The organism is Pseudomonas sp. 13B_2.1_Bac1 (genome assembly GCF_025466155.1).
GTDB classification, from domain to species: domain Bacteria; phylum Pseudomonadota; class Gammaproteobacteria; order Pseudomonadales; family Pseudomonadaceae; genus Aquipseudomonas; species Aquipseudomonas aylmerensis.
Genome location: NZ_JANLOH010000116.1, coordinates 19,065 through 32,670, shown reverse-complemented (window position 1 = coordinate 32,670; position 13,606 = coordinate 19,065). Strand labels below are relative to the sequence as shown.

Genomic DNA, 13,606 nt, shown 5'->3' with positions numbered 1-13,606 from the left:
GGGCCGCTTATACCGGACGGCAGATCCAGTGCAAATAACGCCCAAGTCCGGCAAAGCTTGGGTGACGACGGTGAGCGAGTTCCATCTCTACAAGGTCCTGTAAATCCGCGCGGGCCTGGAATTCCACCGGCATATAGTCGTGGAAAACCCGCACGCCACTCTGGCTTTCGACCTGCCAAAGCCCCTCGAGTTGCGCCGCCAACTCACGTGGGTCCAGCGGCTGTTGCGGGGTCAGGCTCTGCTTTTCGCCGGCCAGGTCATTCTTGCGCATTTTGCGGAAGTGGCCCTTGAGCAGATTGCGATAAATCAGCGCATCACGGTTGTAGAACGCCAGCGACAGCCAGCCGCCAGGCACCGTGAGCTGGTGCAGCACCGGCAGGATGGCGTGGGGTTCGGCCAACCACTCCAGCACGGCATGGCACAGCACCAGGTCGTAGGGTTCGGTCAGTTGGCCCAGCAGGTCTTGCCAGGGCGCATGGATGAAGGTCGCCGTTTGTCCGGCCTCGGCAAACCGTTGGCGTGCGCCCTCGAGCATCGGCTCGGCGGGTTCGGCCAGGGTCACCTGATGACCGCGCTCGGCCAGCCACAGCGACATGTGCCCAAGGCCCGCGCCGATATCCAACACACGCAACGGGCGGCCAGGCAGCGCTTCGGCTAGGTCGGCCTGGAGTACCGCCAGGCGAATCGCGCCTTTGGCGCCGCCGTAGATCTTTTCGGCGAAGCGCGTGGCCAACTGGTCGAAATGGCGGTCACTCATGGGCGAACCGCCGTTCACTGTCGGCCAGCTTGGCGCGCACCACCTCGTTCATGTCCAGGCCCAGCTCACTGCACAGCAACAACAGGTACAGCACGATATCGCCGACTTCCTGCCCGGCGTGGGCGAGTGCGTCGGCAGGCAACTGGCGGGACTGGTCTTCGGTCAGCCATTGGAAGATTTCGACCAGTTCGGCCATTTCCACGCTGGCGGCCATGGCCAGGTTTTTCGGGCTGTGGAACTGCTTCCAGTCGTTGGTATCGCGGATGCGGTGCAGGCGTTCGGTGAGGTGTTCGAGGTTCATGCGGGGGCTCCTGAAGGTGGATAGCTTCGGGGGGAATGGCTTTGAAGGCAAGTGAACCTTTGGGGCGCTATCGCCGGCAAGCCGGCTCCTACGGTTTGGAATGCATTCCCCTGTAGGAGCCGGCTTACCGGCGATGGCGGTTCAGTCGACGACGCTGAATTCGAGCCGGGCGGTCTGTCCGGCTTCGTCGAGAACGCTGAGCTGGTAGCGGCCCAGGTGCTCGAAGCTGGCATTGATAAATTCCTGGTTGGCGCTGTCACCCAACGGTGCGCCATTGAGGAACCACCAGCGCCGGCCACTGCCGCCCAGGGCGGAGAGTTTCAGGCGCAGGGCTTGCTGGCTGGCGGCCGGCAGGCGCAATTGGTCACCTTCGCGCACGCCGACGATGGACAGCGGCGACGAACCGGCCAAGGCCGGCGGCGGGCAATCAGGGTCGGCCGGCGGAATCCGCGCTTCACGACGCTCCGCCCTGGGCAGCCAGGGTTCCAGCGGCGCCGGCCACAAGGCAATGTTTTTCGCCACCGCGCCAGGGCAATGGGCATCCACTCGCAGGCCCTTGGCATTGACCCAGACGCTTTCCATCAAGCCCACGCTCAACGGTTGATCCAACGCCTGCAAGGTCGGCGGCGTGGTGTTGTCCAGCGTCCAGGCAAACCGCTGGCGACGGCAATTAGGGTCGCTGCGGCTCATGGGCTGGCCCAGTGGCCAACAGATCGCGGCCACGCCGACATTGGCCGGCACCGGTTTGACCGCTGCGCTGATACCGCGCTGGCTGTCGCGGTTGGTCAGTACATCGTGCACCTGCAGCATCAACGGCGCCGCCGACGCGAGGCCGAACTGCCCCGGCACCGGCGTGCCGTCCGGGCGGCCAATCCACACGCCGATCAAATAGCGCGGCCCGACACCAATCGCCCAGGCATCGCGAAAACCGTAGCTGGTGCCGGTTTTCCAGGCCAATACCGGGCGCTGTACCAGTTCGGCGCGCGGGTCACGGTCGGGCCGTGCCTGGCCGCTGAGGATGCGGCGGATGATCCAGGCGGATCCTGGCGACAACATTGGCCGCTCTCTCAGCGTATCGTCCGGCTGTAAACGGAGAGTGGCGCTCTTGCCATCCCGGGCGAAGGCACTGTAGCCACTGACCAGGTCTTCGAGGCGGCTGCCCGCGCCGCCCAGGATCAACGCCAGGTTGGGCTCGGCCAACGCCGGCAAGGCCAAGGGCACACCGCCGATACGCATCTGCGCGGCAAAGCGCTTGGGCCCGTAGGCTTCCAACAACTGCACCGCGGGCAAATTCAGCGAGCTGGACAGCGCCGTGCTCGCCGGCACCGCGCCGGTGAACCCCATGGAGAAGTTGCCCGGCCGGTAATCGCCGTAACGTCGGGGCACGTCCTGCAACAGCGATTCGGAATGAATCAGCCCGTCGTCCAGGGCCATGCCATACAGGAAGGGTTTCAACGTGGAGCCTGGCGAGCGCAGCGCGCTGATCATGTCCACATGGCCGAAGCGCTTGGTGTCGTTGATATCCACCGAGCCCAGGTAGGCGCGCACGGCCATGGTTTCCTCTTCCACCACCAGGATGGCGGCGGAGGTGTGTTCCGGCAGGCGCGCGCGCCAGCCCAGCAGCAGGTCTTCGAGCCGGCGTTGCAGGGTGGCATCCAGGGTGGTGCGGATCAGCGGCGGGCTGTCCGGACGGTTCAGGCGCCGAGCGAGCAAGGGCGCCAGGCTCGGTTCCAGGCGCGGGGCGAGCAGCAACGGTTCTTCGAGAGCTTCGTCCACCGCCGGCCGCGGCCATACCTGGAATTCGGCGAGGCGACGCAGCACCTTGTCGCGGGCTTCCTGGGCGCGCTGCGGGTGACGGTCGGGACGCAAGCGGCTGGGTGCCTGGGGCAACACCGCGAGCAGGGCGGCTTCGGCATGCGTCAGTTGCGCCGGCGATTTACCCAGGTACGCCCAACTGGCGGCGGCCACGCCCTGCAACGTGCCGCCAAACGGCGCGCGGTTCAGGTACAGGTTGAGGATCTGTTCCTTGGACAGGTGCCACTCCAACTGCGCCGTGCGCCACAACTGGCGCAGCTTGCCGTGGAAAGTCCGCGAGTGGGGGTCGAGCAGGCGCGCGACCTGCATCGACAAGGTGCTGCCGCCGGACACCACGCGCGCGCCCGTCAGGTTCTGCCACGTCGCCCGCACCAGCGCCAGCGGGTTCACCCCGGGGTGCTGATAAAACCAGCGGTCTTCGTAGGTGAGCAATGCGTCCAGGTAATACGGCGACACTTCGCCGGTCTGCACCGGGTAGCGCCAAACACCATTGGCATCGGCAAACCGCCACAACGGCGTGCCATCCTCAGCCAGCACCACCCGCGCCAGGTCATCCTCGGGCAGCGGCAACGGCCAGATCCGATCCGCCAGCCACAGCAGCGCCACCAGCAACACCACGGCGCCCAAGCCCCAACGCAACACCCGTAGGAGCCGGCTTGCCAGCGATAGCGGTGGTTCAGTGGGTAAATGCGTCACAGGCCCACCGCTCTCGCAGCAAGGCGGCGACCCGACAAGTCAGCCCCCATACTGAAATGCGTACACCAAAAACAAAGGAAACCCATTATTAAACCTGCAAACCTCTATGCTTCACGGAACTAGCCTGTCGCAATAACAACCAACGCACAGATACGCCCACCTTCTTATCAGGACACACACATGCAGGTAGAAAGCTTCTTCGAATGGTTGGGCCAGGCGCTCGGCTCCGTCATCCGCTTTATCGTCGACGGGCTCAGCGGGTTGTTCGGCGCCTTGACCCACGCGGGCGGCAACTTTATCGAAGGCCTGTCGCGCACGCTGGGCATGGACACGTCGATCATCAGCATCCTCACCCTGATCGTCGGCCTGCTCTTCCTGTACTCAGCCGTACGCGCCTTCATGCGCGCCTCGATCATCTTCGGCATCATTTGGCTGATGCTCGGCCTGTGGCTCCTCAGTTGGGTCGTCCACTGAGCCAAAACACCCAAAAACCCCTGTGGGAGCGGGCTTGCTCGCGAAGACGCTGGGTCAGTCCCCAATACGCTGACTGACACTACGCCTTCGCGAGCAAGCCCGCTCCCACATTGAGTGCGCATTTCAGGTCGAGACCTTCAACGCCCCTTGATCACCAGATCCGCCGGCGTCTCCCCCACCGCCTGCCAGTTCGGCCGGTACATCGACTCCACCTGCGGCGGGGGCACCCGGTAAGTCCCCGGCGTCACCGCCCGTGCCAGGTACAGCAGGTGCGTGGTGCCATACCCGTCGAGGTTCATCGCCGCCACATAGCGGTCATCCCTGAATTCCTGGTGCTTGAGCGATGCATTCTGCATCGACTCACGCCACTCCTTGACCTGGCTGCTGGCGTTTTCCAGGCTCGCCGCGCTTTGCGCCAGGTTCTGGTTTTCCAGCTCCAGGCCTGCGGGCAGCAAATCCACCACCAACGCGTCCGGCACCCGTTGCTTGGCGCTCACCGCCAGGTGCACCAGCACCAGGTCACCGCTGTTCAGCGTACGCAGGTTCAGCGGCTGACCATTCATGCCGAGGTATTCGCGGCGGATGCTCAGGTTGTCGCCACCGGCTGCCGGCGGCACTTGTGGATAACCCGACAGCGTCAGTTGCTGGTACACCGGCGTGTCACCCTGATTGCTCAAGGTCAGGTCGCTGGACAGCTGCTTGCCGTCCAGCGCCAGGGTCGACTGCTGGTTATTCAACGCCTGCACACCGCCACTGCCGGTAAGCGACACCTGCCAGTTCGCCTCGGGCTGCGCGAACCCAAGACGCCCGGCCAGGAACAGCGAGTTACGCTCCTGGGTCGACAGGTATGGGCTGGCCGCCAACTGATCCGACAGTGTGAACAGGCGCTCCTCACGCTTGCCCTTGGCCAGGTCATTCTCTTCCAGCAAGGCCAGGATCATCGCCTGGTCGCGCAGCGGGCTGCCGTAATCGGCCAGCCACTCATTGGCACTGCGCTGGGTTGCCAGCCCCGCCTGCAGCGCCTGGTCGGCGCGCGGCTGATCGCCCATCTTCTGCAGGGCGATGGACAGCTGCACCAGCGGCAGCCCCGAACGTGCTTCGCTGCGTCGTTCGAAAATACTCCGCAGCGCGCCCAACGGTGCCTGCTGACTGCGCGCCAGGACCATGCCGGCGTAGGCCTGCACGGCGAAACGCGTGTGGTCGGCGTTGTCGCTGTAATCGACTTCGATCAGGTTACGTTCCTGCACATACCGCAGCAGGCGTTCGCTGGCCTTCTTCAAGGCCTCGGGCGGTACCGCAAAGCCCTGGTCACGGGCGCGCAGCAGGAAGTCGGAGACATACGCGGTCAGCCAATACTCTTCCTCACCATCGGCGCCCCACAGCCCAAAGCTGCCGTTGTAGCGCTGCATGCCCAGCAGGCGCTCGATGCCCAGCTCGATCTTGCGTTTGCGTGCGGCATCCGGCTCGCCTTTCACCCCCAGGCGCTTGAGTAAAGCGTCGTCGGCGTAGAGCGAGGGGTACAAGCCACTCGCGGTCTGCTCCAGGCATCCATAGGGGTAGGCCTTGAGCGCACTGATCTGCGCACCCAGGTTCAACGGCGGTCGGCTCGACAGACTCAGCAACGCCTCGCGTCCCGACGCATCGAACTGCTCCAGCGTGCCAGCGGGTAGGCTCCACGGCTCGCTTTTGAGCACCGCGCGATAGTGCTTGAGCAGTGCCGGATACGCCGGGCGCACGCCCAGGGTCCATTCGCGGCTGAACGGCGGCAGGTTTTCGCCGGGCAGGTCCAGGCCATTCACGGCGACCTTGACCTTGCCCTGGCCCAGGCCGCCCCAGGCTTTGACCGGGATGCGCAGCGTGGTGCGCTGGCCCTGCTTGAGCTCGACGGATTGCGCGCCGCTGTTGACCAGCTCCAATTGCCCTTCGGCGCTCAGTTGTACATCCAGCTTCTGCGCTTTGCCCGACAGGTTGGACAGGTCCAGCGCCAGCGTGGTCTGGTCACCTCCGGCGAGAAAGCGCGGAGCCGACAGTTCGGCAATCAGCGGTGCGGCAATCACCGTCTTGCCCTCGGCCATGCCGTAGCGGTCATCGCTCCAGGCCTGGGCCATCAGGCGCAACTCGCCGTTGAAGTCGGGAATATTGACGCTGACTTCGCCTTCGCCTTGCTCATTCAGGGTCACCGGTGCGCTTTGCAGCGCAACGATAGTGACGCTGGTATCCGGACGCTTGCCGCCCTTGGCCAGCGCCGCGTCACCACCGAAGGCCAGGCTGGCCAGGCGGCCCTGTCCGGCTTCGATCAATTGGCCGTAGATGTCGAACTGGTCGACACCATAGGCCTTGCGACCGAACAGGCTGGAGTACGGGTCCGGTGTCGGGTATTCGGTGATATTGAGGATGCCCACGTCCACCGCGGCCACCAGCACGTGCACCTGCTTGGGCACGCTGCCGTCCGCATTCTTCGCGGCAATCTTTACTATCAGCGGTTGTTTGGGACGCATTTTTTCCGGCGCGCTCAGGGTCACGCCGAGTTTGCGCTGGGTGCGGTCCAGCGGCAGGTGCAGCAGGCCCACCGCGCGTTTAGGGGTGATATTGGCTTTGCGCTCGCCGGGGCGAATCACCAGCGCACTCACATACAGATCATGGCGTGACCATTTCGGGTCGAGCTTCACCGCGAAGCTTTTGCCTTCGGCCGGCACGTCGATTTCCTGCCACCACAGCGGCCCTTCAGCGGACTCCACCAGCAGGTAGCCTTTACCGGCAGCCGGCGGCGTGACCGTGACGTTGGCGGTATCGCCGTCGCCATACGCAGGCTTGTCCAACGCCAGCTTGACCTGGTCGGGCCGTACGGCGCCGCCCTCGGTATTGTCCTGGGCCTGGTAACCGGCCCAGAAACGCAGGCTGCTGACCAGGCCGGTCTGTGGGTCTTCGACCTCCACGCGATATGGGCCCCACTCCACCTGGAAGCTGACCTTGGCGGTGTCGCCGGCCTTGATGTTCAGGGTCTGTTCGTCGAGGTTGAGGAATTTTTCGTTGTAGTGATAGCTCCAGCCATCGCTGTCGGAGTAGTTCCAGTAGTAGTCACGACGCTCGCGCACCAGGCGCACCTTGAGGTTTTGCGCGGCGAGTTTCTGCCCGTCCTGATTGGCCACCAGCACTTCGAATTCCGCCGGGCCGTCGCCGTTGGTTTCCTTGCCGTCAAACAACCCCCGCAGGCCCGGCAGCTGTTCGGCCGGCCAGATCGGCTGCACCAGGCGCCGGGTGATCGGGCGTCCGCCCGACTCTTGCAGGCTGGCTTGCACGATCAATTGCAGCGGCGACTTGGCGTCGGCCCATTTGCTTTCCAGGGTGAGGTCTTCCTGGCCTTTGGCGTCGAGGACGCTTTCGTCCAACTCGAAGTCCTGGCTCAGCTCTTCCTCGGTGACCGAACCGAACTGGTAGCCCGGCAGTGCCTTGACCGCTTCACGCAGCGGGCGCACATAGACCTGGCCGCTGACCCGGTTGCCCGAGGCCGGCGCGCCGTAGAGGTAGCGACCATTGACGTGAATGACCGGGTTATCCGCCGGGCTCAGGGCCGTGTCGCTGCCCTTGAGCTCCAGGGCCAGGCGCTCGGGCAGGAAGTCTTCGACTAGGAACTCATACAGCTGCGGCTTGCCGTCACCCAGGTCGAACACCAGTTGCCAGCGCCCGGTCGGCGCTTCGCCCGCCAGTTGCAGTTGATATTGATACAGGCCGGACGCATCGGCATCCCACACGAACTTGCGGCTCACCTGCTCATCCGGGCGACGCACTTCGACGCTCACCGGCTGCGGCTTGACCGCGTTGCCATCCTTGTCGCGCAGCAGGGCGTTGAGCAGCACGGTTTCGCCAGGGCGATACAAATCGCGCGGGCCGAACACAAAGAACTGCAACGGGTGGGACGGCTGGCCGCCGATGTCGAACTCGGCCAGATCCAGCGCGGCGCTGTCGAGGCGCAGCAGGCTGGTCTGTTCGCCTTGCTTGGCGAGCAGCACCTGGGCTTTTTTCGGCAGTGGCAACTCGGCGTGACCACCCTTCTCGGTCTTGCCCTGGCCCAGCACCCGGCCATTGGCATCCAGCACTTCGAGGTCGACGCCGTCCAGGGCCTTGCCGCCTTCGAGCGCCTGGGTGAACACATCCAGGCGGTTGGCATAGCGGTGCACCGACAGGCCGATATCACTCAAGGTGAACAACGTGGCCGGCTGCGAATAGTTGTAGGTGCCCGAGGCGCGCATCACCGCCAGGTACACGCCCGGCTGCTGCAATGGCTTGAGGCCGGCGATCGGCAACAACAGGGTTTCGCGGGTATTGCGCGCAGGGTTCAGGTCGAAACGCCCGCCGTAGACCAGGTCGGCCATAGGTAGCAGTTCGCGCGATTCATACCCTTGCAGGCTGGAGTTGCGGCCCCACTGCGCGAGAAACGACGGCAGCGATTCAGGCTTGATCCGGAAGAATTCGACGTCGATCTTGTCGACGTTCAGCGCGATCACCGGCAAGCCTTCGGCCAGGCGCGTCGGCAGCAAGGTGCCACGACTGGCGAAGCCGACAGTGGCTTGCAGATCACGGGTTTCCAGGCGCGCGCTGTATTCGGCGGCAAGTGTGTTGTCGTTGACCGCCTTCACCCCGGCATCGACCGTGAGCACCAGTTTGCGCTGCGGCTCCAGGTGGCGCAGGCGCAGCTCCATCAGGTTATCGGAGAGTTCCCAGGCACCATCGACCTTGCCGGACTTGGCATCGACCAGATGCAGTTTGTCGGCGAATTTCTGTTCGGGATCCAGTGGAATCGAAAAGCTCACCGACAGCGTGCTGGCGCCATCCAGCTGCACCTCGGAGACGTCCACCACACTCAACTCACGCCCGGCATAGCGCTGCTTCAATGCCGCCACATCAACCGCCGCCTTGGCCGGCTTCGGTGCGGTACTCGTCGCCGCTGCTGGAGCGGTCGGGGCTGCCGGTTTATCGGAAGAGTCGCAAGCGCTCAGCAGGGCCAGCGCACAGGCCAGGAACAGTCCTTTGTTAAGCATGGGGCACTCGTAGTGAGAGGGATCCGAGGGGTGAACTATATATCAGCGCCAGCCAAGCCGATGTGGCGCTGGTCACATTGACCGACGGAGGGCAGTTTGGTTCTCGAACGGCTCAAGCCCAGCCAAATCCCACAACCAACACCAACCCCCTGTGGGAGCAGGCTTGCCGGCGCCGACATTCGTTCTGCGGACAGTTACAATGCCGCTCCCCCGTAGGAGCCTCCATGAATTCCCTGCTCACCGACTGGCGCCACCGCCCCACTCACCGCCGCGTCTGGGCCCTGGCCGCGCCGATGATCCTGTCGAACATTTCGGTGCCGCTGGTGGCACTGGTGGACAGCATGGTGATCGGCCACCTGCCGCACGCCCACCAACTCGGCGCGGTGGCTGTCGGTGCCAGCCTCTACACCTTTCTGGCCTGGGCCATGGGATTCCTGCGCATGGGCTCCACCGGATTCGCCGCCCAGGCCGCCGGGCGTAATGATGGAGCGGCGCTGCGGCAAATCCTGCTGCAGGGTTTGCTGCTGGCACTGGGGTTGGCGATGCTGCTGGGAACCGTCGGCATCCCCCTGAGCCATCTGGCGCTGGAGTGGATGCAACCGTCGCCCGAACTCAACCAACTGACTCGCGATTTCTTCCACACCCGCCTGTTTGGCCTGCCCGCCGCGCTGGCCAGTTACGCGCTGGTCGGCTGGTTCCTTGGCACGCAAAACGCCCGCGCGCCGCTGGCGATCCTGCTGACCACCAACCTGGTGAATATCGCCTTGAACCTGTGGTTCGTACTCGGCCTGGATTGGGGCGTAGTCGGCTCCGCGCGCGCCTCGGTCATTGCAGAATGGACCGGCGCCCTGCTCGGCCTGGCGCTGACGCAAAAAGCCCTGCGCGCCTACCCAGGGCACATCGCCTGGGCTGCGCTGAAGGTGTGGCAAAGCTGGCGGCCACTGCTGGCGGTCAACCGCGATATTTTTATCCGCAGCCTGGCGCTGCAATCGGTGTTTTTCATGATCACCGTGCAAGGCGCACGCCTGGGTGACGCCACCGTGGCCGCCAACGCACTGCTGCTCAACGGCCTGCTGCTGACCGCGCACGCCCTCGACGGCCTGGCCCACGCAGTCGAAGCGCTGTGCGGCCACGCCATCGGCGCGCATGATCGCCAGGCCCTGCGTCGTTCATTGGTGGTTGCCTGCGGTTGGTCGCTGATCGCCAGCGTCGGCTTCGCCCTGCTGTTCACGTTCGCCGGGCACCTGTTTATCGCGATGCAGACCGACATCCCCAGCGTGCGCGATACGGCTGACATCTACCTGCCATACCTGGCGGTGCTGCCATTGATTGCGGTGTGGAGTTATTTGCTGGACGGCCTTTTCATCGGCGCCACCCGTGCGCGCGAAATGCGCAATGGGATGCTGCTGACCGTGCTGATCCTGCTGCCGTTCGCGTGGCTGTTGCAGGGCTACGGCAACCACGGCCTGTGGATAAGTTTCCTGCTGTTCATGGCATTGCGCAGCCTCACTTTGTGGGCGATTGCCTGGCGCCTGAATCGGCAGAATCAGTGGCTTGGATGAAATCCACGACCCGATCCAGCACCGGTGCCAGCCAACGCAACGGTTTGGATATGGCCGCCACCAGCGTCTGGTGGTTGGTCTTGCCGAAGTAGAACTCCTCCACCGGCACACCGGCCGCCCGTAACGCGTTGGCCAGCCCGCCGGTGTTGCGCGTGGGGTTGACCAGTGTGTCGGACGAAGAGGCGATCAACAGGCTCGGCGGCGCGCCGGCATTGACATGGTTGATCGGCTGGGAGTCCGGGGGTGAGTGGGGGAAGAAAAACACCGGCTTCACGTCAGGGTTTTCAATCGGCAGAAAGTCATACGGACCTGCAAGACCGATCCAGCCCTTGAGCATCGACGGCGACAGGTTCGCTTCGTTGAGCCAACGCGCATCCAGCGCCAGCATCGCGGCGTTGTAGGCGCCGGAACTGTGGCCCATCACATACAGCTTGCGGGGATCGCCGCCGTATTCGGCACTGTGCTGATACGTCCAGGCGACCGCTTGGGCACCGTCCTGAAGAAACAGTGGGTAACGCACTTGCGGGTAAAGCCGATAATCGGCGATCACCACCACAATGCCTCGCGAGGCCAGGGCTTCGCCGACAAAACCGTAATCATCCTTGGAGCCACTGTTCCAGCTGCCGCCATAGAAAAACACCACCACGGGGGCGTTCGGCGAAGCATTGGCCGGGCGGTAGATATCGAGTTTCTGGCGGGGATCATCGCCGTAGGCGACGGAGGAGGTTTTGCTGAAGGTGCTGGAGGGCGTGAGTGCGTTGAGCACCTTGATGGGCGAGCAGGCTGCGAGCAGCGCAGCAATAGCCAGGGTGCATACTTGCAGGAGCTTTTTCGACATGACTCAGGCCCTATAAAAACTGCAGGACTTGCGGCGGTCCAAATGTGGGAGCGGGCTTGCTCGCGAAGGCGGTGTGTCAGTCGGCACCTGTATTGACTGATACACCGCCTTCGCGAGCAAGCCCGCTCCCACACTGGATCTCTGTCACTTTGAGATCTTTGTCAGCCGGGAAGCGGCGACTTACGAAGACAGGTACGAAGACCGCGTCAGGCCCAGGCGCAACGCGTCCAGGAACTGCGTACGCTCATTGGCGCTGATCTTCGCACTGGCGCACTTGTCACGGTAGTGAGTCATCAACTCCTCCGGCGACAAGTGCACGTAGCGCAGCATGTCTTCGATGGTGTCATGGGTCTCGATACCGGCGCTGTACACCGAACCATCCTCGCGCTGGTAGATGTTCACCGAGTCGGTGTCACCGAACAGGTTGTGCATGTCGCCGAGGATTTCCTGGTAGGCCCCCACCAGGAAGATACCCAGCAGGTAGTCCTCGCCTTCGTTCAAGGCGTGCACCGGCAGGCTGGTCTCGATGCTCTGCTCGTCGACGTACTGCTTGATCTTGCCGTCGGAGTCGCAGGTCAAATCCTGCAGGACCGCGCGGCGCAGCGGCTCTTCGTCGAGACGGTGCAGCGGCAGGATCGGCAGTACCTGGCCGATGGCCCAAGTGTCCGGCAGGCTCTGGAACACCGAGAAATTGCAGATGTACTTGTCGGCCAGCTTGTCGTTGAGTTCATCCAGCACCTGGCGGTGCGAGCGCTGGCGGGCTTTCAACGAGTTGTGCAGGCGACGGCAGACGGCGAAGTAGCACTGCTCGGCCAGGGCTTTTTCCGCCAGGGTCAGCTTGCCATCGGCGTACTGGGTGGCCACGTCGCTCATGTAGTGGGTGGCACGCCAGTAGGTCTCGGTGACCATCTCGATGTCGGTCGGGCCCAGCAGGTCCACCAGCCACTGCACGGTTTCCGGCAGGCTTTCCTTGTTTTCGATCTCCGGCACGTCGTCGTTGTGCTTCTCGACGTCAGTGACCTGCACCACCAGCATGGCGTGGTGGGCGGTCAGGGAGCGGCCGCTTTCGGAGAAGATGTGCGGGTGCGGCAGGCTCTGCGCATCGCAGAATTCCTTGAGCATGCCCACGACCACGCCGGCGTAGTCGTCCATGTCGTAGTTGATCGAGCTGGCGTTACGCGAGTGGGTACCGTCGTAGTCCACGCCCAGGCCGCCGCCGACGTCGATGTGGTCCACCGGCAGGCCGAGGTTGCGCAGCTCGCCGTAGTAACGAATGGCTTCCTTGAACCCGTGCTGGTAGTCGGCCAGGTTGGCGATCTGCGAACCCATGTGGAAGTGCAGCAGGCGGATGCCCTGGTCCAGGCCGGCAGCGCGGAAGCGTTCGACCACGGACAGCAGCTGCGCCGCCGACAGGCCGAATTTGGATTTCTCGCCACCGGTGTCCGCCCACTTGCTCGACGCCAGGGACGACAAGCGCACGCGCAGGCCGACCTGCGGCTTGACCTTGAGGCTGGCAGCCTCTTCGATCACCAGCTCAACTTCGGATTCTTTCTCGATCACGATAAACACGTTGTGGCCGAGCTTCTGGCCCATCAGCGCCAGGCGGATGAACTCACGGTCCTTGTAACCGTTGCAGACGATGGTGCCGCCCTTCGGCGCCAGGGCCAGCACGGCCAGCAGCTCGGGCTTGGAGCCGGCTTCGAGGCCAATGGACACGTTCTGGGTTGCGATGATGTTCTCGATCACCGCCTCCTGCTGGTTCACCTTGATCGGGTACAGCGCGGTGTATTGGCTCTGGTATTCCAGGCGCTCGATGTTGGCATCGAAGGCACCGGTCAGCTGGCGCACGCGGTCTTGCAGGATGTCGGGGAAACGCACCAGCAACGGCAAGGACAGGCCGCTTTTACGCAGCTCGTCGACTTGCTCGTACAGGTCGACGGGCGTGCTGTTCGGGCCGTTCGGACGAACTTCAACGCGACCGGCATCATTGATCGCGAAATACCCGGCCCCCCAATGGCGGATCCCGTAAACACTGCGGCTGTCCGCAACTGTCCATTGGCTGCCATCGTCTTTGCGTGTGCGTCGTACGGACATCGAAGTCCCCTATAAATGAAGTCGAAGGCA

General features: G+C 63.9%; 8 protein-coding genes. 2 read left to right on the top strand and 6 right to left on the bottom strand.

Annotated elements, in window-relative coordinates:
* Positions 1–7: 7 nt before the first annotated feature.
* The 3 genes from NTD80_RS31005 to pbpC form a co-directional block, all read right to left on the bottom strand.
* Positions 8–757, bottom strand: coding sequence for a methyltransferase (locus NTD80_RS31005; RefSeq protein ID WP_120447542.1), 750 nt, complete (start codon positions 755–757; stop codon positions 8–10).
* Positions 750–1,058, bottom strand: a complete 309-nt coding sequence (locus NTD80_RS31000; RefSeq protein WP_065900301.1) for a MazG-like family protein — start codon at positions 1,056–1,058, stop codon at positions 750–752. Before NTD80_RS31000 ends, NTD80_RS31005 begins: the two co-directional genes overlap by 8 nt.
* A 141-nt stretch (positions 1,059–1,199) precedes the next feature.
* Positions 1,200–3,515: a peptidoglycan glycosyltransferase PbpC gene (gene pbpC, locus NTD80_RS30995; RefSeq protein WP_262135923.1), complete on the bottom strand. Its 2,316-nt coding sequence runs from the start codon at positions 3,513–3,515 to the stop codon at positions 1,200–1,202.
* 234 nt (positions 3,516–3,749) lie between these two features.
* On the opposite strand from pbpC, the gene NTD80_RS30990 reads away from it, so the two are divergent.
* Positions 3,750–4,043: a hypothetical protein gene (locus NTD80_RS30990; RefSeq protein WP_065900299.1), complete on the top strand. Its 294-nt coding sequence runs from the start codon at positions 3,750–3,752 to the stop codon at positions 4,041–4,043.
* Positions 4,044–4,180: 137 nt separating this feature from the next.
* On the opposite strand, the gene NTD80_RS30985 is transcribed toward NTD80_RS30990, so the two are convergent.
* The gene (locus tag NTD80_RS30985) at positions 4,181–9,082 is read right to left on the bottom strand and encodes an alpha-2-macroglobulin family protein (RefSeq protein ID WP_262135922.1); all 4,902 of its coding nucleotides are present in this window, start codon (positions 9,080–9,082) and stop codon (positions 4,181–4,183) included.
* A gap of 224 nt (positions 9,083–9,306) precedes the next feature.
* Between NTD80_RS30985 and NTD80_RS30980 the strand changes: the two genes are divergently transcribed.
* A complete protein-coding gene (locus NTD80_RS30980) occupies positions 9,307–10,644 on the top strand; it encodes an MATE family efflux transporter (protein WP_262135921.1) in 1,338 nt (445 codons plus the stop codon).
* Here the strand turns inward: NTD80_RS30980 and NTD80_RS30975 are convergent.
* Both NTD80_RS30975 and speA read right to left on the bottom strand, forming a co-directional pair.
* Positions 10,589–11,482: an alpha/beta hydrolase gene (locus NTD80_RS30975; protein WP_262135920.1), complete on the bottom strand. Its 894-nt coding sequence runs from the start codon at positions 11,480–11,482 to the stop codon at positions 10,589–10,591. The two genes, NTD80_RS30980 and NTD80_RS30975, sit on opposite strands and share 56 nt — an antisense overlap.
* Before the next feature lie 180 nt (positions 11,483–11,662).
* The gene (gene speA / locus NTD80_RS30970) at positions 11,663–13,576 is read right to left on the bottom strand and encodes an arginine decarboxylase (protein ID WP_065900291.1); all 1,914 of its coding nucleotides are present in this window, start codon (positions 13,574–13,576) and stop codon (positions 11,663–11,665) included.
* Positions 13,577–13,606 lie beyond the last annotated feature (30 nt).

Bases quoted from the DNA above. Each gene is read 5' to 3' on its own strand.
- speA (WP_065900291.1), bottom strand. From the start codon at position 13,576: ATGTCCGTACGACGCACACGCAAAGACGATGGCAGCCAATGGACAGTT.
- NTD80_RS30975 (WP_262135920.1), bottom strand. From the start codon at position 11,482: ATGTCGAAAAAGCTCCTGCAAGTATGCACCCTGGCTATTGCTGCGCTG.
- NTD80_RS30985 (WP_262135922.1), bottom strand. From the start codon at position 9,082: ATGCTTAACAAAGGACTGTTCCTGGCCTGTGCGCTGGCCCTGCTGAGC.
- NTD80_RS31005 (WP_120447542.1), bottom strand. From the start codon at position 757: ATGAGTGACCGCCATTTCGACCAGTTGGCCACGCGCTTCGCCGAAAAG.
- NTD80_RS30990 (WP_065900299.1), top strand. From the start codon at position 3,750: ATGCAGGTAGAAAGCTTCTTCGAATGGTTGGGCCAGGCGCTCGGCTCC.
- NTD80_RS31000 (WP_065900301.1), bottom strand. From the start codon at position 1,058: ATGAACCTCGAACACCTCACCGAACGCCTGCACCGCATCCGCGATACC.
- NTD80_RS30980 (WP_262135921.1), top strand. From the start codon at position 9,307: ATGAATTCCCTGCTCACCGACTGGCGCCACCGCCCCACTCACCGCCGC.